Below are 19,192 nucleotides of genomic sequence, written 5' to 3' on the forward strand. Positions count from 1 at the left end.
ATCTCACCCTGGGTTCGGAATAGCAGCGCTGCGGGAAAAATCTTTGTGACATCTCAGCGACCGGACAAGCCGCGCGCGTCGATTACCCCGGTGTGGTTGAGCACCACGTCGTGGCCGAACAGCACCCCGGTGCGCAATTCGCCGCGCAACTCGTAGCGGATCCCTCGCTCGGGGTGCTTGAGCAGGCGTGACAGCTCGCGCGCGTGTTGCCAGAGATTGGTGCGCACCGGCAGCTCGTAGTATTCGCCACTGTTGGCGGCCACGCTGAACCAGTCGCTGGCGTCGCCTTCGGTCAGCAGCATGTCTTCCAGGCGCACGCTGTAGCTCATGCCGCGCACCGGCAGGCTGCGGCCGTTGGGGTTGTCGATGCGAAAACGCAGGATCAGGCGCTGTTGCAGCATGTTGGCCTTGACCACTTCGACCTTGACCAGATGCACCTGAGGATCCTGGTAGTTGCCGGTGAACCAGGTGGCGCAGCCCGTGAGTCCCAGCAGTGAAAGCAAGCCGATGCTGCGCAGAACGAGAGTGCAAGCGGACATGGCAGGGACCTCCGGATTTGTCTTGAGTCTAACAAGGCGCACGGGCATGACAAGGGCGTGCTTGTTGCGCCGAAACATCGTGGTCCATAATCACTGTTACGGTGCTGGCTTTTCGGCATCTGTGCGGACGCCCAGCGCCCGCAACGGTGCCATGCCAGGAGAGTTGCCATGCGTTTCTACGAGATCGTCTTCAGCGGCCAATGCGTGCCCGGCGCGGCGCTGGACCAGGTCAAGAGCAACCTGGCAAAACTGTTCCAGGCCGACGCCCAGCGAATCGAGATGCTGTTTTCCGGACGCCGATTGGTCCTCAAGAACAACCTCGACGCCCAGGCGGCGGAAAAATACCGTGCGGCGCTGGCACGCGCAGGGGCCGTGGCCAGCATCGACGAAATGGCTCAGGACATTGAAGAGATCATCATGACCGCGCCGGCGGCGGCAGGCGACTTCGGCCAGAAACCCATGGCGGTGGCCCGCCGCGCCGAGGTCGTGCCGCGTGATGCGTACATGGCAGCGTTCGTGGCTGTGGATGCGCCGGACTTCGCCATCGCCGAGGTGGGCGCCGATCTGCAGGATGAACGACCCGCGCAGCGCTCGGCGCAGCTGAACCTGCAGCAGTTCAGCCTGGCGCCTGCCGGCAGCGACATGGGCCAGTTGCGGCACGAGGAAACCGTTCAAGTGCCGGACATTTCCCATCTGAAAATCATTGGCTGATGTAGCCTGCGCAACACTTCTTGAATTTCTGCCCACTGGCACAGGGGCAGCTGTCGTTGCGGCTGGCCTTGAGCAGGACGGTCGGGTCGATGAAATACCAGCGGCCGTCGTGCTGCACGAACGCCGACCGCTCGCGATGGCAGTGCTCGCCGGTGCTGTCGTGCCAGCGCGCAGTGAAGGTCACGAACGCGTGTTCCGGCTGGCCGCCGAAGACTTCCGCCGCCACCACCTCCAGGCCCAGCCAAGTGCTCTGCGAACTCCACTGGGCAATGGCCTGGCGATCCAGACCGGCCTGCTGGGCGTGCAGGGTGGTGTTCACCAGATAGTCCACCAGGCCCAGCACGTAGGCACTGTAGCGCGAGCGCATCAGGCTCTGCGCATCGGGTGCCGGCTGGCCCTCGTGATAGCGACCACAACAGGCCGGCAGCAGGTTGCCACTTGCGCACGGACAGATCGAAACGCTCATATCACCACCAATACTTGCCGAAGTTTTCCGGGTTGGCCCAGAACTTGGCGTTCAGCCAATCCGGGACTTGTTTGTATTCGCGCACATCGTAGGTGTACAGCTTGAGCACCTGCTGGTCGCGGGCGAAGCGTTCGCTGGCCTGCAGGGCCAGGGCGTAGAAGTCGGTGTCGCTCCAGCCGCTTGCGACCGGGTCGGCGAGCACGGCGATGCAGCTCGCATTGAGGTTGCGGATGCCGGCCAGCAGACGCGTGCCTTCGGCCTTGTTCAGATGCTCCAGGCAATCCACCGCCAGCGCCAGGTCGAAACGCTGGCCGGCCAGGTCTGCGGGCAGGGGCCCGGGCGCGGCTCTGTATATACGGGTTTCGGGGTGCGCTGCCTCGAACGCGGCCAGGGCGGGGAATGCACTCGCGCCTATCAGCAGCAGGCGCTGCGGCGCGTGACGTTCGAGCAAGGCCGCCAGAGCCTGTTGCGGGGTACGGGAAGATACTGCGTCGGTCATTGAAGCTCCTCGGTCGTGGCCACCACATTATAGGGCCCCGACCCGATGGCCCAGCATTGATTGGATGGCGCGCCCTATGGCTTATTGCTGGCGCATATGCCAACCACGGTCTTTACTCCCAGAACGTCGGCCCCTGCTGCCGATTCCCTGAGGAGAAACTAGATGAGCATAGTTCGGACGGCATTACCCTTGATATTGGTCAGCAGCGTGTTGACGGGTTGCGCAGGCTTGCAGAAAACCGACTGGCCGATGTGCGCGGCCGTGGGCGGGGTGACCGGTGCGGCGTTGGGCGCCATCGAAAGCGGGTCGCTGGCAGCCGGTGTTGGCGCGGCGGCTGCCGGTGTCGGCGCAGCCTATTGCTGGGTGCATGGCGATGGCGACGAAGACGGTGATGGCGTACCGGACAGCCGCGACAAGTGCCCCGGCACTCCCAAGGGCACGCCGGTAGACGCCAATGGTTGCCCGCCGCCTGCCCCGGCGCCGATGCCAGTCGCTGCCGAGCCGGCACCGATGCCCAAGGAGGAGACGATCGTCATCCGCAACGTGCATTTCGAATTCGACAAGGCCACCCTCACCGCCGCCGACCGGGCGCAGCTCGATACCGTCGCCACCCGCCTGAAGACCGAAGCGACCACTGCGCGCTTGAGCGTCAGCGGTCATACCGACAGTGTCGGCAAGGACGCCTACAATCAACGGTTGTCCGAGCAGCGCGCCAAGGCAGTGACTGACTACCTGGTCAGCGGCGGCGTACCGCGGGCCAGCGTGGTATCGGTCAAGGGCGTGGGCGAGGCCCAGCCGGTTGCCGACAACAACACGGCCGACGGTCGCGCCATGAACCGTCGTACCGAGATTCTCATCCAGCGTTGAACCTTTAGCGCCAACCGCCGGTCCCCTTGTACAACGACCGGCGGCACGCTTTACTTCTCAGTTGCCGGCGCCCGCCGGCGACTCAGGAGCCTTGAATGAAGCTGAAAGATCTATCGCGGACCGTACTTCCCGCTCTGCTGGTCGCCGGTGTGCTGAGCGGCTGTACCACCTCCCCTGAAGGGGCGTCCCCACTCAACTCGCGTACCTGGCCTGTCTGCAGCGTGCTGGGTGGCCTCGCCGGTGGCGGGCTGGGTGCCATTGAAAGTGGTGCGTGGGCCGCTGGCGGTGGCTTGGCCGGCGCGGTGGTGAGCGGTCTGGTCTGCTATGCCCAGGATGGCGACAAGGACGAAGACGGCGTATTCGATCGACGCGATCGTTGCCCCGATACCCCGGCCAATACGCCAGTGAAGCACAACGGCTGCCCATTGCCGGTCTACCCCGCCGTGACCAAGGCGCCCGAGCCGCCAGTGGCCGATATCCCCGAAGTAGTCACCTTGAGCGATGCGGGCGACGTACCGTTCGAATTCGGCAGCGCCGAACTGACCTCAAGTGCCCGCACCGAGCTGACATCGCTGGCAGCGCGGATGAAGACGGCCCAGGTGGCCATGGTCAAGATCGTCGGTCATACCGACAGCGTCGGCAGCGATGCCTTCAATCAGAAGCTGTCCGAGCAACGTGCCGCCAGTGTCGTCTCCTTCCTTCTGGGCCAAGACGTTGCGGCAGACAAGCTGAGCAGCGAGGGTCGCGGTGAAAGCGAGCCTGTCGACAGCAACGACACCGACGCCGGACGCGCCAAGAACCGTCGCGTGGAAATCCATCTGAGCCACTGATCGATGTGGGTCGGCAGGTTTTTCCTGCCGGCCTCTGGTCACCGTCACCTCTCAGCCGTTAATGTGCGCCTAGCCAATGCCGTGGGGGGCACATGAAAGGATTTCTGATTCTGGGTAAATGTCTGACTTTGCTGTTCTGGTGGGTGGTACTGCTCAACCTGTTCATGCCGATGGTCAAACCGTTTCATGCACTGATCAACCTGGCCGGCGGCACGTTGCTGTTCCTGCACCTGATCGAAGCGATCGCCTTCAACAAGCGCCTGCGCGGGCGCAGCCATCCGTGGCTTGACCGAGTCCAGATCCTGCTGGCCGGGATCTTTCACATCCAGTCCATTCCCGCACCGTCCGATACCGAGGCTAGCCATGCGTAAGCTGGGTTTGTTGGCAGTACTGTTTGCGCCGCTGGCATTGGCCGAGTCGGTCAGTGTCGAACCTCATTCGCTGTTGCGCCTGCCGGCCAGCTCCAGCGTGCTGCAGCTGCAGCGCCTGGAGGTAGCGGATTACGGCACCTTGCTGATTCCCGCCAACCTGACCGAACTCAGTGTCGAGCAATTGCGCCTGGGGCATGAGGCCCGCATTGCGATAGTGCCGGGCGAGCAGGAGTTGCGCCTGCGCGCGCAGCATGCAGAACTCGGCAGCGGCAGCCAGATTCTCGCCCGTGGCGCGCCCGGTACCCATCAGAAGGCGGCTCGCGCAGGGCGTAATCTTGACGTGCAGTTGCAATCGCTGGACGCCCTGGAGGTGAACATCGACGCGCGCGGCGGCGCGGGTGCCGATGGCTATGCGGGTCTGGACGGTGGCAATGGCCAGGCGCCCGGTTGTACCTGGGGCTCGGCGGGGCGCGGTGGCAACGGTGACAATGGCGGCGACGGCCTGCCTGGTGCGCCTGGCGCCAATGTCCGCCTGCGTCTGCCGGCGACCTTCGCCAGCGAAGCGATCCAGGTGCGCACCGACGGCGGCCAGGGCGGCGCTGCCGGTGTTCCCGGACGTCCGGGCGCCGGAGGCAAATCCAAGGGCTGCGTGGTGTACCGCGCCGAAGGCGGCAAGTCGGGTCGCGAGGGCTTGCCGGGAAGAGCAGGCGAGGCGGGCACCGAAGGCACGTTGAGCATCCAGCGCTTCTGACCAGGTTGGTTCAGAACTGCCTGGCCATACCCAGCACCACGGTCGCCAGGCCCAGCAGCAGGCCACCCACCGCCAGGCGACGCAGCTGCTTCATGGCGATCGCGCCGTCCGTCCACGCCTGGGCCGCCACGGCCTTGCGCAGCGCGGGCAGTTGCAGGCCCTGCATGCGCAGGAACAAGGCCACCATGACCACGTACAGGCCCATCATGATCTGTACGTCGCGTGGCGCCGTCTCGAAGCCGGTGAAGCGCAGGCGCAGCAGGGCGACGCCGCTGATCGGAAGAATCAGCACGGCGGCCCAGACCCCGCCGAACAGCCGTGGGAAAATATCCACCAGACGCTGCAGGCGCTGAACCCGCGAAGGCACTGCCAGCCCGGCCGGGCGCAGGATCGTCCACGTCGCCAGCATGCCGCCCAGCCACATCAGCACAGCGAGCCCATGCAGGGTTTGAAACACGCTGTCGGCGCTCATGGGTATCTCCAGCCAGCACATCGAAGTCGAGCAGGGTATGATAGCGACCCGATGAGAAACACTGAAAATATATCCAGCCTTTCGCCATGACCAGCCGATGATCAGTAACGAACTCAAAACCACGATCCAGGGCGCCTACACGCGTTTTCTCGAAGCCAAGAGCCTCAAGCCGCGCTATGGCCAGCGCCTGATGATCGCCGAAATCGCCAAGGTATTGGGCGACATCGCGTGCGATGACGAAGGCCGGCGTACGGGCGATCCGGCGGTGGTGGCGGTGGAAGCGGGCACCGGCACCGGCAAGACGGTTGCCTACAGCCTGGCCGCGATTCCGGTGGCCAAGGCGGCCGGCAAGCGCCTGGTGATTGCCACGGCCACGGTCGCGCTGCAGGAACAGATCGTGTTCAAGGATCTGCCCGACCTGATGCGCAACAGCGGGCTGAACTTCACCTTCTCGCTGGCCAAGGGCCGCGGACGCTACCTGTGCCTGTCCAAACTCGACGTGCTGCTGCAGGAAGGACACGCGCAGAGCGCGACCGCGCAGCTGTTCGAAGAGGAAGGTTTCAAGATCGAGGTCGACGAGGCGAGCCAGAAACTGTTCACCAGCATGATCGAGAAACTGGCCGGCAACAAATGGGACGGTGACCGCGACAGCTGGCCGGTGGCCCTGGAAGATCAGCAATGGTCGCGCCTGACCACCGACCACAGCCAGTGCACCGGCCGCCATTGCCCTAACTTTGCCCAGTGCACCTTCTACAAGGCACGCGAAGGCATGGGCAAGGTCGATGTGATCGTCACCAACCATGACATGGTACTGGCCGACCTGGCGTTGGGCGGCGGGGCAGTGCTGCCCGACCCGCGCGACACGTTGTACGTATTCGACGAAGGCCATCACCTGCCTGACAAGGCGATCGGCCATTTCGCGCACTACAGCCGATTGCGCTCCACAGCCGACTGGCTGGAAACCACGGCCAAGAACCTGACCAAGCTGCTCGCCCAGCACCCGCTGCCGGGTGACCTGGGGCGATTGATCGAGCAGGTGCCGGAGCTGGCCCGTGAGATCAAGACCCAGCAGCAGTTCATGTTCAGCGCCTGCGAGCAACTGGCGGACTTCAAGCCCGGCGAAGACATGGAAGGCCGTGAGCGTCCGCGCCATCGCTTCGTCGGCGGAGTGGTGCCCGAGCATATGCGGGAAATGGGCATCGAGCTGAAGAAGGGCTTTTCCAAACTGACCGACCTGTTCACCCGCTTGAGCGAGTTGCTCAAGGAAGGCATGGACGGCGAAAAGAACGTGGGCATTGCCAGCCATCAGGCCGAGGAATGGTACCCGCTGTTCGGCAGCCTGCTGGCTCGCGCTCAGGGCAGTTGGGAATTGTGGACGGCCTTCACCGCCGAAGACCCCGAAGACAGTCCGCCCATGGCGCGCTGGCTGACCCTGGCCGATGGCGGTGCGCTGTACGATATCGAAGTCAATGCCAGCCCGATCCTGGCGGCTGAGATGCTGCGCCGCAACCTGTGGAACGTCGCCTACGGTGCCTTGGTGACATCGGCTACCCTGACCGCATTGGGCAAGTTCGACCGTTTCCGCATGCGCGCCGGGATTCCCAAGGCCTCGGTGACCGCCATCGTGCCCAGCCCCTTTCACCATGAACAGGCCGGGGTGCTGCGCGTCCCCGACCTGCGAGCCGACCCCCGCGACGCGGCGGCGCACACCGCTGCGATCATCCGCGACCTGCCGGACCTGGTCGAAGGCTATCGTGGAACCCTGGTACTGTTTTCCTCGCGCAAACAGATGCAGGACGTGTTCGACGGCCTGGACCGCGACTGGCGCAAGCAGGTGTTCATCCAGGGCAACCTGTCCAAGCAGGAAACCCTGAACAAGCACAAGGCGCGTGTCGATGGCGGGGACTCCAGCGTGCTGTTCGGTCTCGCCAGCTTCGCCGAAGGCGTCGACTTGCCCGGTGCCTATTGCGAGCATGTGATCATCGCCAAGATCCCCTTCGCAGTGCCTGACGATCCGGTCGAAGCGGCACTGGCCGAATGGATCGAGGCGCGCGGTGGCAACCCGTTCATGGAAATCGCCGTGCCCGATGCCTCGCTGCGCCTGATCCAGGCCTGCGGGCGATTGCTGCGTACCGAGCAGGATCGCGGCACCATCACGCTGCTCGATCGACGCCTGGTCACCCAGCGCTACGGCAAGGCCATCCTCAACGCATTGCCACCGTTCCGTCGGGAGATTTCCTGACGACCCGCACGGCTCCGGTGCGACGATAATCGAGGGCAGGGCGGTTCACAAAGCGCTGAATCGCTGAAACAATGCGCTTCATTTTTCGCGGCGTGGTCGATGGGAGTCAGGGTGCAGATACAAGGTCACTTCGAGTTGCAGTTCGAAGCCGTGCGTGAAGCGTTCGCGGCACTGTTCGACAACCCTCAGGAGCGCGGCGCCGCGCTGTGCATCCAGGTGGGTGGCGAGACGGTCGTCGATCTCTGGGCCGGTACTGCCGACAAGGACGGTACCCAGGCCTGGCACAGCGACACCATCCTCAACCTGTTCTCCTGCACCAAGACCTTCACCGCCGTGACTGCCCTGCAGTTGGTGGCCGAGGGCAAGCTGGCGCTGGACGCTCCGGTGGCCCGCTACTGGCCGGAATTCGCCGCCGCCGGCAAACAGTCGATCACCTTGCGCCATCTGCTCTGCCATCAGGCCGGCCTGCCGGCCTTGCGTGACATGCTGCCGCCCGAGGCGCTCTACGACTGGCCACGGATGACTGCCGCGCTGGCGGCGGAAACGCCATGGTGGCAACCAGGTACCGGGCATGGCTATGCGGCCATTACCTACGGCTGGCTGGTCGGTGAACTGCTGCGGCGGGCCGATAACCGCGGGCCGGGCGAATCCATCGTGGCGCGGGTGGCCAAACCCCTGGGGCTGGATTTCCACGTCGGGCTGGCGGATGAGGAATTCCACCGTGTTGCGCACATTGCCCGCGGCAAGGGCAATGTCGGCGACGAAGCGGCCCAGCGTCTGTTGCAGGTGACCATGCGCGAACCCGCGGCCATGGCCACGCGCGCCTTCACCAATCCGCCATCGGTGCTGACCAGCACCAACAAGCCGGAGTGGCGGCGTATGCAGCAGCCTGCAGCGAACGGTCATGGCAATGCCCGCAGCCTGGCTGGTTTCTACGCCGGTCTGCTCGACGGCAGCCTGCTCGAATCCGACATGCTTGCCGAGCTTACCCGGGAGCACAGCCTGGGCCTGGACAAGACGCTCATGACGCCCACGCGATTCGGCCTGGGCTGCATGCTCGACCAGCCACAGGTGGCCAACGCCACCTTCGGCCTGGGTGCGGGCGCCTTCGGTCACCCCGGGGCAGGGGGGTCGGTCGGCTTCGCCGATCCGGAACATGATGTTGCCTTTGGTTTTGCCGTGAACACACTGGGCCCCTATATACTGATGGACCCACGGGCACAGCACCTGGTGCGCGTTCTGCGCAGTTGTCTCTGAAGCGATTGATCACAAATCGACCAGCGGTCGTCCATTGGGCTATGACTGCTCTACTCTATCAATCAATAATTTAGGCCGGTTTGTTAAACCGGTTTGTATTTACCAACACCTTGTGGAATGCACCATGTCACCGAATAAATCCATCGCGTTTGCCTTGTGCCTGGCCGCTACCGGTTGTGCTCAAACTCCCCAGGATTCCTCGGCCCAGGGCGGGCATGCCTGGTGGCCATTTGGCCGTGACGCAGTCGCCAGCAAGGCGGCTGACAAGGAAGTCGAGCAGGCCATCACCGACAAGGTGGCCAAGGCCGATTCCAAGTCCGACAGCGAAAGCCGTTGGTGGTGGCCGTTCGGCGCCAGCAGCACCCCTGCCCAGGCCAAGGTTGCCGACGTGCCGAAGGTCGACCCCAAGGTCACCCAGGCCTGGCTCGACGCCTACGAGCCGAAGCTGCGCGAAGCCATCAAGGACAGCAAGTTCGAACTCGAGCGTCGCGAAGACCTGCTGGTGATCACCGCACCGGTCGACTCCTCGTTCAACCCCGACCGGCCTTCGATGCTGCTGCCGATCAGCCTCGGCCCGATCACCCGCGTGGCCAAGGCCATCGACGCCGATCACAAGACAGCCGTGCTGGTCCTGGGCCATGCCGACACCAGCGGCCCCGGGCCGCTGAACCAGAAACTGAGCCAGGAGCGTGCGCAGTCGATCGCCTCGATCTTCCGCCTCAGCGGTCTGCAGCGTGATCGCCTGATGCTGCGTGGCATGGGTTCGGTCATGCCCCGTGCCGCCAACGACAGTGTCGAAGGTCGTTCGCTCAATCGTCGCGTGGAAATTCTCCTGACCCCGCAGAACACCATGCTGGCCCTGCTGGCCAAGTACAACCAGCCGACTTTCACTGCCGCTGAAATGCTTGCCACCCAGGACGTCAAGGCCGTGCCTGCACCGGTTGCCAAACCTGCTGCCAAGGCGCCGGCCAAGGCTGCAACCGCGAAGAAAACCGCAGCCAAGCCAGCCGTGGCCAAGAAAGCCGCCCCAGCTGCCAAGAAAACCGAGGCCAAGAAAGCCGTCGCCAAGAAAGCCGTGAGCAACGACCAGGCCAAGGCGCACTGATGCAAGGATCGCTGCCATGACGCAAGCCCTGGCCGACATGCGCCGTAGTTACACCCGTGATGGGCTGGACGAGGCGCAGGCACCGTCCGAGCCCTTCGCGCTGTTTCGCCAGTGGTTCGGCGAGGCAGTCCAGACCGAGCAGGCGCCGGTGGAAGCCAACGCGATGACGCTGGCTACCGTCGATGCCGAAGGTCGTCCCCATTGTCGCGTGTTGCTGCTCAAGGGCCTGGATGATCAGGGTTTCACCTTCTTCAGCAACTACGACAGTGCCAAGGGCCAGCAGCTGGCAGATCGGCCGTTTGCGGCCATGACCTTCTTCTGGCCTACCCTCGAGCGACAAGTGCGAATAGAAGGGCGGGTGAGCAAGGTCAGCGCGGCCGAGTCCGATGCCTACTATCGGGTTCGTCCCCTTGGCAGTCGCCTCGGTGCCTGGGCCTCGCCGCAAAGCCAGGTCATTGCCGATCGCAGCGAGCTGCAAGCGCTGCTGCAGGCAACCGAGCAGCGCTTCAGCGCTGCCGAGCCCGAGTGCCCCGCGCACTGGGGCGGTTATCGCCTGGTGGCTGATCGAATCGAGTTCTGGCAGGGGCGTCCCAGTCGCCTGCACGACCGCCTCAACTATCGCTTGCAAGCCGGTTCGTGGGTTCGCGAACGTCTGGCTCCGTGACCCTGCTTTGACCTTTTGCCACTGCCCGTTGTCCAGACGTTCAGTGGCTTGTCGAGCATCCAGGCCCGCGTCTGCGCCCTTTGACGCACCTTTGACGTAAATTTTTATAGACCGTGTCGTGACAGCCGTTGGCCTGCGGCGTCTAATGCACACATGTCCCATGGAGTCCTGCCAAAATGCGCAAGTCAGTTCTGCTAGTTGCCTGCTTCACCACGATGTCCCTGCTGCTGGGCGGATGTGCCTCCAACCTGTCGGGCGACTCCTACTCGCGCGACGAGGCGCGCCGTGTGCAAACCGTGCGCATGGGCACCATCGAGTCGCTGCGTCCGGTCAAGATCGAAGGCACCAAGACACCGATCGGCGGTGGCGCGGGTGCCGTGGTCGGTGGTGTTGCCGGCAGTGCAGTCGGTGGCGGTCGCGGCAGCATCGTCGCTGCCGTGATCGGCGCCGTGGCTGGCGGTCTGCTGGGCTCGGCCACCGAAGAAGGATTCACCCGCACACAGGGTGTGGAAATCACCGTGCGCGAGGACGACGGCAGCATGCGTGCCTACGTTCAGGCCGTACAGGAGAACGAAGTGTTCCGTGTCGGCGAGCGTGTACGCATCATGACGGTAGACGGCACCAGCCGCGTTTCGCACTAAGCGAACTCGTCGACGAAAAAACCGGCCTAGGCCGGTTTTTTTGCGCCCGCTTGAGGCGTGAGCGGCATGCGTTTTCCAGGCAATGCCAATACGCAGTGGCGAAGGGTCAGTGCAGACCCAGAATATCCCTCGCTACGGCTTCGGCGATACGTACGCCGTCCACGCCGGCGGAGAGGATCCCGCCCGCATAGCCAGCACCTTCACCGGCCGGGAACAGACCCTTGAGGTTCAGGCTCTGGTAGTCGGCACCACGGGTGATGCGCAGGGGCGAGGACGTGCGTGTCTCGATGCCGGTCAGCACGGCGTCATGCATCGAGAAGCCTTTGATCTGGCGTTCGAATGCCGGCAGGGCCTCGCGGATCGCTTCGATGGCGAAAGCCGGCAGCGACAGTGCCAGGTCGCCCAGCGTGACCCCCGGTTTGTACGAAGGCTCGACGCTGCCCAGTGCTGTGGAGGGCTTGCCGGCAACGAAGTCGCCCAGCAATTGCGCCGGCGCCTGATAGTTGCTGCCACCCAGCAGGTAAGCCGTGGACTCGAGCTGTTCCTGCAGTTCGATGCCGGCCAGCGGGCCGCCGGGATAGTCCTGTTCCGGGGTAATGCCGACGACGATGCCTGAGTTGGCATTGCGCTCGTTGCGCGAATACTGGCTCATGCCGTTGGTGACCACGCGACCCGGTTCGGACGTGGCCGCGACCACGGTACCGCCGGGGCACATGCAGAAGCTGTACACCGAGCGGCCATTCTTGGCGTGGTGGACCAGTTTGTAGTCAGCGGCACCCAGCTTCGGGTGGCCGGCGTACTTGCCCAGCCGGGCGCGGTCGATGATGCCCTGCGGGTGCTCCACGCGAAAACCGATGGAGAAGGGCTTGGCTTCCATGAACACATTGCGCGCGTGCAGCATGCGAAAGGTATCCCGGGCGCTATGTCCCAGGGCCATGACCACATGGTTGGAGAGCAACTGCTCGCCGCTTTCCAGAACCACTCCCTGCAGCCGCTCGCCATCGACCAGCAGGTCGGTGACTTTCTGCTCGAAGCGGATCTCGCCGCCCAGCGCGATGATCTGCTGGCGCATGTTCTCGACCATGCCGGTCAGGCGGAACGTGCCGATGTGTGGCTTGCTGACGTAGAGGATTTCCTCGGGCGCTCCAGCCTTGACGAACTCGTGCAGAACCTTGCGCCCATGGTGCTGTGGGTCCTTGATCTGGCTGTAGAGCTTGCCATCGGAAAAGGTGCCGGCACCGCCCTCGCCGAATTGCACGTTGGACTCGGCGTTCAGCACGTTCTTGCGCCACAGGCCCCAGGTGTCCTTGGTGCGCTGGCGCACCTCCTTGCCACGCTCGAGCACGATGGGCTTGAAGCCCATCTGCGCCAGCAGCAGGGCGGCGAAGATCCCGCAGGGGCCGAAACCCACGACCAGAGGGCGCTGGGCATAGTCCCCTGGCGCATGCCCGACTACCTTGTAGCTGACATCCGGGGCCACGTTGACGTTGTGGTCATCGGCGAAGCGCTCGAGCACCGCGGCTTCGTCGCGCACTTGCAGATCGACGGTGTAGATGAACTGCAGTTCGCTGTTCTTCTTGCGCGCATCGTAGCTGCGTTTGAATAGAGTGAAGTCGAGCAGGTCGGCGTCGGCGATGCCCAGGCGCTGCACGATGGCAGGTTGCAGGGCGTCGTCGGAGTGGTCCAGGGGCAACTTGAGTTCGGTGATTCGTAGCATGACAGGTCCAAAAATCCGGGCGCGCCCCGGGGGCATAACAGAACCCGGCATTATAAACGCGATGCGCTGCCCGTCGTCAGGTAAAAAACGCTGGACGGTGCAGCTTACTGGTTGCGGGCGCCGCCGAAGGTCGCGCAGCCACGCTGCACGTCGCCGTTGACGCGCAGTTCGGCAGCGAGAAACTGCACGCCCTGATTGCGCGTATCGACGCAGCGTTGCGGTGCCACCCACAGCTCGATGCGCTGGCCGTTGGCCTCGGTGGACAAGTTGAAGCGGCCATCGCCGACCTGTTCCTCGACATAGGGCAAGGCCAGGGGAGCCTGACCTTCGCGATCCACGATCATGCCCTGGCCGGTCACCCTGACCTGCCAGCGCGGGGACTCGCCAGCGGCGCTCAGGCTGGACAGTTTGAAGTCCGGGTCCTTGCACGCGGCCAGCGAGCGATCGAGTCGATACAGCTGCTGCAGGCGCAGTTGGCCATCGGTGCTGCCGTTGGTGCTGGCGTCGAAACGTCCGCGCAGGTCGGCATACACCACAGGGCGATTGCCGGCCAGTTGCGAGGCCTCCTGCAATACGCCGGTGCCGTTGCTGTCGGTTACCGCATAGCGGCGCGGGTCACCACAGGGCTGAAAGAACAGCCGGCCGTTGTCGCCCTGCAGGGCGCCTTGCATGCGGGTCAGGCCTGCAGTGGAAGGGGCATCCGCAGCGCGGTTGAAGATGGACTGGCAGCTGGCGAGCAGTGGCAGCAGGGCGAGCATGGCGAGGGAGCGGGGCAGGTGCATCGTGGGTCTCCTGAACGATGAAGAGCACGGTAGCATAGGGCCCGTGAAAAGCGTGTTCGCAGGGACGACGGGACTACGTCGTCCGCTCCGCCTCACGGTCTGCCGTAGGAGCGGTCCGCGGCCGCGAAGGACTTACCGCGGTCTGTCAGTCGAGCCGCGGTGATGCCTTCGCGGCCGCGGACCGCTCCTACAGGTAGCGGGGCGCACAAGCCTGGCGGCCCGCTCAACCGCCCAGGTAGGCCTCGCGCACCTTGGGGTCGGTGAGCAGGGTTTCGCCGCTGCCTTGCATGACCACCCGGCCGTTTTCCAGCACGTAGGCACGGTCGGCGATCTTCAGGGCCTGGTTGGCGTTCTGTTCGACCAGGAACACCGTGACCCCATCACGGCGCAACTGCTCGATGATGTCGAAGATCTGCTGGATGATGATCGGTGCCAGCCCCAGGGAGGGTTCATCGAGCAACAGCAGCTTGGGCTTGCTCATCAGCGCGCGGCCGATGGCGAGCATCTGCTGCTCACCGCCCGACATGGTGCCCCCGCGCTGGCTGAAGCGTTCCTTGAGCCGCGGGAACAAGGCCAGGACCTTGTCCATCTGCTCCTCGTAGTCGCCCTTGTCGGTGAAGAACCCACCCATGGCCAGGTTTTCCTCGACAGTCAGGCGTGCGAACACCCGGCGGCCTTCGGGCACCACGGCAATGCTCTTGCGCATGATCTCCGCTGACTCCTTGCCCACCAGTTCCTCGCCCATGTATCGAATGCTCCCCGAGTGCGCCCGCGGCGCGCCGCACAAGGTCATCAGCAGGGTTGACTTGCCCGCGCCGTTGGCCCCGATCAGGGTGACGATCTCGCCCTGGCGAACCTCCACATTGACCCCGTGCAGCGCCTGGATCTTGCCGTAGAAGGTAGAAACGTTTTCGAACTGCAGCATTTACGCTTCCCCCAGGTAGGCTTTGATGACGTCAGGATTGTCGCGGATCTGCTCCGGCGTACCATCGGCCAGGGGCGTGCCCTGGTTGATCACGACGATGTGGTCGGAAATGCTCATGACCAGTTTCATGTCGTGTTCGATCAGCAGCACGGTTGCGTTGTGCTCTTCACGCAGCACCCCGATCAGCGCCTTGAGGTCGTCGGTTTCGCGCGGGTTGAGACCGGCCGCCGGTTCGTCGAGCATCAGCATGCGCGGCCGGGTCATCATGCAGCGGGCAATCTCCAGGCGGCGCTGCTGCCCGTAGGCGAGCGTCCCTGCGGTGCGATTGGCGAACTCCTTGAGGTTGACCTTTTCCAGCCAGTACTCGGCGTACTCCATGGCATCCCTTTCGCTCTTGCGAAAGTTGGGCGTCTTGAACAGGCCGGCGAAAAAATTGGTGTTCAAGTGCCGATGCTGGGCGATCAGCAGGTTTTCCAGTGCGGTCATTTCCTTGAACAACCGCACGTTCTGGAAAGTGCGCACCACGCCCTTGCGCGCGATTTGATGGCCAGGCAGGCCCTGGATCGGCTGGCCATCGAGCAGGATGGTCCCGCCGCTGGGCTTGTAGAAGCCGGTCAGGCAGTTGAACACCGTGGTCTTGCCGGCGCCGTTGGGGCCGATGAGGGCCACCACCTGCTTTTCCTTCACGCTCAGGGCCACGCCGTTGACCGCCAGCAGGCCGCCGAAGCGCATGCTCAGGTCGGTGACTTGCAGAATGTTCTGGCTCATTTGCGCAGCTCCAGGTGGGGACGCTGCATCGGAAGCAAGCCTTGCGGACGCCAGATCATCATCAGCACCATCAGGGCGCCGAACATCAACATGCGGTAGTCACTGAACTCACGCATCAATTCAGGCAGCAGGATCATCACGATGGCGGCGAGGATCACCCCCAGTTGCGAGCCCATGCCCCCCAGCACAACGATGGCAAGAATGATCGCCGACTCGATGAAGGTGAACGATTCCGGGGTGACCAGGCCTTGCCGTGCTGCGAAGAAACTCCCTGCGAAGCCTGCGAATGCCGCGCCCAGGGTGAACGCGGAGAGCTTGATCACGGTCGGGTTGAGGCCCAGCGCGCGGCAGGCAATCTCGTCCTCACGCAGCGCTTCCCAGGCTCGTCCGATGGGCATGCGCAGCAAGCGGTTGATGACGAACAGCGCCGCCAGGGCCATCAGCAGAGCGATCAGGTAGAGAAAGATGACCTTGCCGATCGGGCTGTATTCCAGGCCGAAGAACTGGTAGAAGGTCTGGCTGCCCTCGGCGGCGCGACGCTCGAACGAGAGGCCGAAGAACGTCGGCTTTTCGATGTTGCTGATGCCGTTCGGGCCGCCGGTGATGTCGGTGAGGTTGCGCAGGAATATCCGGATGATTTCCCCGAAGCCCAAGGTCACGATGGCCAGGTAATCACCACGCAGGCGCAGCACCGGGAAGCCCAGGAGGAAACCGAAGGTTGCCGCCAGCAGACCGGCCAGTGGCAGGCACTCCCAGAAGCTCAGGCCGAAATAATGCGAGAGCAGGGCATAGCCGTAGGCGCCGACTGCATAGAAACCCACGTAACCCAGGTCGAGCAGGCCAGCCAGGCCGACCACGATGTTCAGGCCGAGGCCGAGCATGACGTAGATCAGGATCAGGGTTGCGATGTCGACCGCGCCACGCGAACCGAAGAACGGCCAGATGAACGCCAGCACCACCAGGGCCAGGATGAACCAGCGCTGAGTGCTGGGCAGGGTCAGGAAGTTCGAGGCCTTGGCCGGTATCAGCGGCCTGCTCGAATCGCGGCGCAGGCCACCGATGCGCTCGGCGAACAGCACCCGCAGGAACATCAGCAGCGAACAGCCGGCAATGGTCAGCAGGGTGCCGGTGCTGGCGTTCTGCACAACCAGGGTAACGCCGGAGAAGGCCAGTTTCAGGCCCAGTACCGGATAGGCCACGGCCCACACCAGTGCCGCGCTGAACAGCGCGGATCTAAGAGACTTGCTCATACTTTCTCAACCTCCGGACGGCCCAGGATGCCGGTCGGACGGAACAATAGAACCAGGACCAGCAGGCCGAACGACACGACGTCCTTGTACTGGTCACCAAAGATATCCGCGCCGAACGCTTCGGCTACGCCCAGCACCAGGCCGCCCAGCATGGCGCCTGGAATGCTGCCGATACCGCCCAGCACCGCCGCGGTGAAGGCCTTGAGCCCGACCAGGAAGCCGGCGCTGGGGTTGATCACGCCATATTGCATGCTCAACAGCACGGCCGCGACTGCGGCCAGTGCCGCGCCTATCACGAAGGTGAGGGCGATGATCGCGTTGGTGTTGATGCCCAGCAGGTTGGCCATTTTCATGTCCTCGGCGCAGGCGCGGCAGGCGCGACCCATGCGTGAGCGGGAAATGAACAGCGTAAGGCCGTACATCGCGCCCAGCGTGACCAGGAATACCAGAATCTGCATGTAGGAAATCTGTACTTCCTCGGCACCACCGGGGCCGAAGGTCAGGCTGCCGGGGAGCAGATTGGGAATGGCGAAGTTGCCGGAACCCTGGGACAGCTGTACCGAATTCTGCAGGAAGATCGACATGCCGATCGCCGAGATCAACGGGATCAACCGGTTGCTGTTGCGCAGCGGTCGATAGGCGACACGTTCGATGCTGTAGCCATAGGCACTGGTGACCAGAATGGCGGCGGCGAAGCCGGCGATCATCAGTACCGGAAGACTGTGGATGCCCAGCATGGCCAGGCCAGCCAGAACGATGAAGGTGACATACGAACCGATCATGTACACCTCGCCATGGGCGAAGTTGATCATGCCGATGATGCCGTACACCATCGTGTAGCCGATGGCGATCAATGCATAGGTGCTGCCGATGGTCAGGCCATTCACCAGCTGCTGCATGTAATGGAATAATTCAGGCATTTACCGCGCTCCTAAAAACCTGTTCGCATTTCTCCGGCCATGTCCCGAGCGCTCTCCTTGGCGCAGTGTTGCCGGGCAGGGCAGGTGAACCGCTGGTCACGGTTTCAAGATTTTCAGGGGGCCAGCCGATGGTTCGCACCGGCCGTACCCGTCACTCGTAAAACAAAGCCCACTGCAATGCAGTGGGCTTTGTGGGGGTGTTGCCAGGTTTACTGGGCGGCTTCGGTCTTGGGTTTGCCGAAATGCCACTCGTAGACCACGAACTGGAAGTTCTTCAGGTCGCCCTTGGCGTCATAGCTCAGATCGCCCATGGGCGTCTTGAAGGTACCGGCGTGGATGGCCTCGGCCACTTTGTCGGTGTCTTCGCTCTTGGCGGCGGTGATGCCGTCGGCAATCACTTGCACGGCCGAGTACGACGGGTAGACGAACGGACCGCTCGGGTCTTGCTTCTTGTCCTGGAATGCCTTGGTCAGCGCGATGTTTTCAGGATCCTTGTCGAAAGACTTGGGCAAGGTCACCAGCAGGCCTTCGGAGGCTTCGCCTGCGATCTGCGAGATGGAATCGTTGCCCACGCCTTCAGGGCCCATGAACTTGGCGTTCAGGCCTTTCTCCTTGGACTGGCGCAGGATCTGGCCCAGCTCGGGGTGGTAGCCGCCGTAGTAGACGAAGTCGACGTTGGCCTGCTTGAGCTTGGCGATCAGCGATGAAAAATCCTTGTCGCCGGCGTTGATGCCTTCGAACACGGCGACTTTCACGCCCTTGCCTTCAAGCGTGGTCTTGACCGCCGTGGCAATGCCTTCGCCGTACTGCTGCTTGTCATGGACGACGGCAACGATCTTGGGCTTGACCACATCGGCGATGTAGTTGCCGGCGGCAGGGCCCTGGGCGCTGTCCAGGCCGATAGTACGGAATACCAGCTTTTTGCCCTTGGCGGTGATATCGGGGCTGGTGGCCGCCGGGGTCACCATGATGATGCCTTCGTCTTCGTAGACATCGGATGCCGGCTGGGCGGAACTGGAGCACAGGTGACCAACGACGAACTTGACGCCGTCATTGACCACCTTGTTGGCCACCGCAACGGCCTGCTTGGGATCGCAGGCGTCGTCGTATTCGACGGCTACGAGCTGCTTGCCGTCAACGCCGCCCTTGGCGTTGATCTGCTCGATAGCCATCTTCGCGCCGTTGAACTGCATGACGCCGTATTCGGCAACCGGGCCGGTCTTGGGCCCGGCGATGCCGATCTTGATGGTGTCGGCTGCCATCGAGTGGCTGGCGACGCCGGCCAGAACCAGAGCGGCAAACAGTTTGGAAATCTGCTTATTCATTAGTGCTCCATTTTTGCGTTGTAGTTTTTATAGTCCTGGCCGAACAGGCGGCGGACCGAATCTTGGCCACACTCACCGCTTTACCCCCTC

General features: G+C 63.6%; 21 protein-coding genes. 10 read left to right on the forward strand and 11 right to left on the reverse strand.

The features are described 5' to 3' along the window. Nucleotides 1-53: 53 nt before the first annotated feature. Nucleotides 54-539 carry an LEA type 2 family protein gene (locus IFT76_RS08280; protein WP_192047639.1) on the reverse strand — a complete coding sequence of 162 codons (486 nt, stop codon included), beginning with the start codon at nt 537-539 and terminating at the stop codon, nt 54-56. 168 nt (nt 540-707) lie between these two features. Between IFT76_RS08280 and IFT76_RS08285 the strand changes: the two genes are divergently transcribed. Then, a complete protein-coding gene (locus tag IFT76_RS08285; RefSeq protein ID WP_192057871.1) occupies nt 708-1,250 on the forward strand; it encodes a hypothetical protein in 543 nt (180 codons plus the stop codon). Here the strand turns inward: IFT76_RS08285 and IFT76_RS08290 are convergent. Further along, nucleotides 1,240-1,716 carry a YchJ family protein gene (locus tag IFT76_RS08290; RefSeq protein ID WP_192057872.1) on the reverse strand — a complete coding sequence of 159 codons (477 nt, stop codon included), beginning with the start codon at nt 1,714-1,716 and terminating at the stop codon, nt 1,240-1,242. The genes IFT76_RS08285 and IFT76_RS08290 overlap by 11 nt on opposite strands. 1 nt (nt 1,717) lies before the next feature. After that, on the reverse strand, nt 1,718-2,215 hold the full coding sequence (locus tag IFT76_RS08295; protein WP_192057873.1) for a DUF6231 family protein: 498 nt from the start codon (nt 2,213-2,215) through the stop codon (nt 1,718-1,720). Between the two features lie 162 nt (nt 2,216-2,377). On the opposite strand from IFT76_RS08295, the gene IFT76_RS08300 reads away from it, so the two are divergent. The 4 genes from IFT76_RS08300 to IFT76_RS08315 all read left to right on the forward strand — a co-directional run bounded on the left by IFT76_RS08300 (nt 2,378) and on the right by IFT76_RS08315 (nt 5,034). Then, on the forward strand, nt 2,378-3,082 hold the full coding sequence (locus IFT76_RS08300) for an OmpA family protein (RefSeq protein ID WP_122476464.1): 705 nt from the start codon (nt 2,378-2,380) through the stop codon (nt 3,080-3,082). Between the two features lie 101 nt (nt 3,083-3,183). Continuing rightward, nucleotides 3,184-3,912, forward strand: coding sequence for an OmpA family protein (locus IFT76_RS08305; RefSeq protein ID WP_122476780.1), 729 nt, complete (start codon nt 3,184-3,186; stop codon nt 3,910-3,912). Between the two features lie 92 nt (nt 3,913-4,004). Continuing rightward, complete coding sequence (locus IFT76_RS08310; protein WP_122476462.1) at nt 4,005-4,283, forward strand: DUF1145 domain-containing protein; 279 nt, start codon at nt 4,005-4,007, stop codon at nt 4,281-4,283. Continuing rightward, on the forward strand, nt 4,276-5,034 hold the full coding sequence (locus tag IFT76_RS08315) for a collagen-like protein (protein ID WP_192057874.1): 759 nt from the start codon (nt 4,276-4,278) through the stop codon (nt 5,032-5,034). Before IFT76_RS08310 ends, IFT76_RS08315 begins: the two co-directional genes overlap by 8 nt. 10 nt (nt 5,035-5,044) lie before the next feature. Here the strand turns inward: IFT76_RS08315 and IFT76_RS08320 are convergent, their stop codons facing one another. Beyond that, nucleotides 5,045-5,506 (reverse strand): DUF2269 family protein, encoded by a 462-nt coding sequence (locus tag IFT76_RS08320; protein WP_192052892.1) that lies wholly within the window; start codon nt 5,504-5,506, stop codon nt 5,045-5,047. Nucleotides 5,507-5,603: 97 nt separating this feature from the next. Between IFT76_RS08320 and dinG the strand changes: the two genes are divergently transcribed. The 5 genes from dinG to IFT76_RS08345 all read left to right on the forward strand — a co-directional run bounded on the left by dinG (nt 5,604) and on the right by IFT76_RS08345 (nt 11,415). Next, complete coding sequence (dinG, locus tag IFT76_RS08325; protein WP_122476457.1) at nt 5,604-7,748, forward strand: ATP-dependent DNA helicase DinG; 2,145 nt, start codon at nt 5,604-5,606, stop codon at nt 7,746-7,748. A 111-nt stretch (nt 7,749-7,859) separates the two neighbouring features. Beyond that, the gene (locus IFT76_RS08330; RefSeq protein WP_192057875.1) at nt 7,860-9,005 is read left to right on the forward strand and encodes a serine hydrolase; all 1,146 of its coding nucleotides are present in this window, start codon (nt 7,860-7,862) and stop codon (nt 9,003-9,005) included. Nucleotides 9,006-9,129: 124 nt separating this feature from the next. Next, nucleotides 9,130-10,110: an OmpA family protein gene (locus IFT76_RS08335; RefSeq protein ID WP_185794304.1), complete on the forward strand. Its 981-nt coding sequence runs from the start codon at nt 9,130-9,132 to the stop codon at nt 10,108-10,110. A 16-nt stretch (nt 10,111-10,126) separates the two neighbouring features. After that, nucleotides 10,127-10,774, forward strand: coding sequence for a pyridoxamine 5'-phosphate oxidase (gene pdxH / locus IFT76_RS08340; protein WP_192052896.1), 648 nt, complete (start codon nt 10,127-10,129; stop codon nt 10,772-10,774). Nucleotides 10,775-10,950: 176 nt separating this feature from the next. After that, nucleotides 10,951-11,415 carry a glycine zipper 2TM domain-containing protein gene (locus IFT76_RS08345; RefSeq protein ID WP_043185261.1) on the forward strand — a complete coding sequence of 155 codons (465 nt, stop codon included), beginning with the start codon at nt 10,951-10,953 and terminating at the stop codon, nt 11,413-11,415. A gap of 106 nt (nt 11,416-11,521) precedes the next feature. Here IFT76_RS08345 and IFT76_RS08350 read toward each other — a convergent pair whose 3' ends face one another. The 7 genes from IFT76_RS08350 to IFT76_RS08380 all read right to left on the reverse strand — a co-directional run bounded on the left by IFT76_RS08350 (nt 11,522) and on the right by IFT76_RS08380 (nt 19,102). Then, nucleotides 11,522-13,132, reverse strand: a complete 1,611-nt coding sequence (locus tag IFT76_RS08350; protein WP_192052898.1) for an NAD(P)/FAD-dependent oxidoreductase — start codon at nt 13,130-13,132, stop codon at nt 11,522-11,524. Between the two features lie 104 nt (nt 13,133-13,236). After that, nucleotides 13,237-13,914 carry a hypothetical protein gene (locus IFT76_RS08355; RefSeq protein WP_122476450.1) on the reverse strand — a complete coding sequence of 226 codons (678 nt, stop codon included), beginning with the start codon at nt 13,912-13,914 and terminating at the stop codon, nt 13,237-13,239. A gap of 223 nt (nt 13,915-14,137) precedes the next feature. Beyond that, the gene (locus IFT76_RS08360; protein ID WP_122476448.1) at nt 14,138-14,839 is read right to left on the reverse strand and encodes an ABC transporter ATP-binding protein; all 702 of its coding nucleotides are present in this window, start codon (nt 14,837-14,839) and stop codon (nt 14,138-14,140) included. Next, nucleotides 14,840-15,607 (reverse strand): high-affinity branched-chain amino acid ABC transporter ATP-binding protein LivG, encoded by a 768-nt coding sequence (gene livG, locus IFT76_RS08365; protein ID WP_049862198.1) that lies wholly within the window; start codon nt 15,605-15,607, stop codon nt 14,840-14,842. Then, complete coding sequence (locus IFT76_RS08370; protein WP_122476445.1) at nt 15,604-16,857, reverse strand: high-affinity branched-chain amino acid ABC transporter permease LivM; 1,254 nt, start codon at nt 16,855-16,857, stop codon at nt 15,604-15,606. Before IFT76_RS08370 ends, livG begins: the two co-directional genes overlap by 4 nt. Then, nucleotides 16,854-17,777: a high-affinity branched-chain amino acid ABC transporter permease LivH gene (gene livH / locus IFT76_RS08375; RefSeq protein WP_122476443.1), complete on the reverse strand. Its 924-nt coding sequence runs from the start codon at nt 17,775-17,777 to the stop codon at nt 16,854-16,856. Before livH ends, IFT76_RS08370 begins: the two co-directional genes overlap by 4 nt. Before the next feature lie 209 nt (nt 17,778-17,986). After that, on the reverse strand, nt 17,987-19,102 hold the full coding sequence (locus IFT76_RS08380; RefSeq protein ID WP_122476442.1) for a branched-chain amino acid ABC transporter substrate-binding protein: 1,116 nt from the start codon (nt 19,100-19,102) through the stop codon (nt 17,987-17,989). Between the last annotated feature and the right edge of the window lie 90 nt (nt 19,103-19,192).

Source organism: Pseudomonas sp. CFBP 13727, from assembly GCF_014841915.1.
GTDB classification, from domain to species: domain Bacteria; phylum Pseudomonadota; class Gammaproteobacteria; order Pseudomonadales; family Pseudomonadaceae; genus Aquipseudomonas; species Aquipseudomonas baltica.

Bases quoted from the DNA above. Each gene is read 5' to 3' on its own strand.
- IFT76_RS08290 (WP_192057872.1), bottom strand. From the start codon at position 1,716: ATGAGCGTTTCGATCTGTCCGTGCGCAAGTGGCAACCTGCTGCCGGCC.
- IFT76_RS08300 (WP_122476464.1), top strand. From the start codon at position 2,378: ATGAGCATAGTTCGGACGGCATTACCCTTGATATTGGTCAGCAGCGTG.
- IFT76_RS08285 (WP_192057871.1), top strand. From the start codon at position 708: ATGCGTTTCTACGAGATCGTCTTCAGCGGCCAATGCGTGCCCGGCGCG.
- IFT76_RS08280 (WP_192047639.1), bottom strand. From the start codon at position 539: ATGTCCGCTTGCACTCTCGTTCTGCGCAGCATCGGCTTGCTTTCACTG.
- IFT76_RS08295 (WP_192057873.1), bottom strand. From the start codon at position 2,215: ATGACCGACGCAGTATCTTCCCGTACCCCGCAACAGGCTCTGGCGGCC.
- IFT76_RS08310 (WP_122476462.1), top strand. From the start codon at position 4,005: ATGAAAGGATTTCTGATTCTGGGTAAATGTCTGACTTTGCTGTTCTGG.
- dinG (WP_122476457.1), top strand. From the start codon at position 5,604: ATGATCAGTAACGAACTCAAAACCACGATCCAGGGCGCCTACACGCGT.
- IFT76_RS08335 (WP_185794304.1), top strand. From the start codon at position 9,130: ATGTCACCGAATAAATCCATCGCGTTTGCCTTGTGCCTGGCCGCTACC.
- livG (WP_049862198.1), bottom strand. From the start codon at position 15,607: ATGAGCCAGAACATTCTGCAAGTCACCGACCTGAGCATGCGCTTCGGC.
- IFT76_RS08355 (WP_122476450.1), bottom strand. From the start codon at position 13,914: ATGCACCTGCCCCGCTCCCTCGCCATGCTCGCCCTGCTGCCACTGCTC.
- livH (WP_122476443.1), bottom strand. From the start codon at position 17,777: ATGCCTGAATTATTCCATTACATGCAGCAGCTGGTGAATGGCCTGACC.
- IFT76_RS08380 (WP_122476442.1), bottom strand. From the start codon at position 19,102: ATGAATAAGCAGATTTCCAAACTGTTTGCCGCTCTGGTTCTGGCCGGC.
- pdxH (WP_192052896.1), top strand. From the start codon at position 10,127: ATGACGCAAGCCCTGGCCGACATGCGCCGTAGTTACACCCGTGATGGG.
- IFT76_RS08345 (WP_043185261.1), top strand. From the start codon at position 10,951: ATGCGCAAGTCAGTTCTGCTAGTTGCCTGCTTCACCACGATGTCCCTG.
- IFT76_RS08350 (WP_192052898.1), bottom strand. From the start codon at position 13,132: ATGCTACGAATCACCGAACTCAAGTTGCCCCTGGACCACTCCGACGAC.
- IFT76_RS08320 (WP_192052892.1), bottom strand. From the start codon at position 5,506: ATGAGCGCCGACAGCGTGTTTCAAACCCTGCATGGGCTCGCTGTGCTG.
- IFT76_RS08360 (WP_122476448.1), bottom strand. From the start codon at position 14,839: ATGCTGCAGTTCGAAAACGTTTCTACCTTCTACGGCAAGATCCAGGCG.
- IFT76_RS08315 (WP_192057874.1), top strand. From the start codon at position 4,276: ATGCGTAAGCTGGGTTTGTTGGCAGTACTGTTTGCGCCGCTGGCATTG.
- IFT76_RS08370 (WP_122476445.1), bottom strand. From the start codon at position 16,857: ATGAGCAAGTCTCTTAGATCCGCGCTGTTCAGCGCGGCACTGGTGTGG.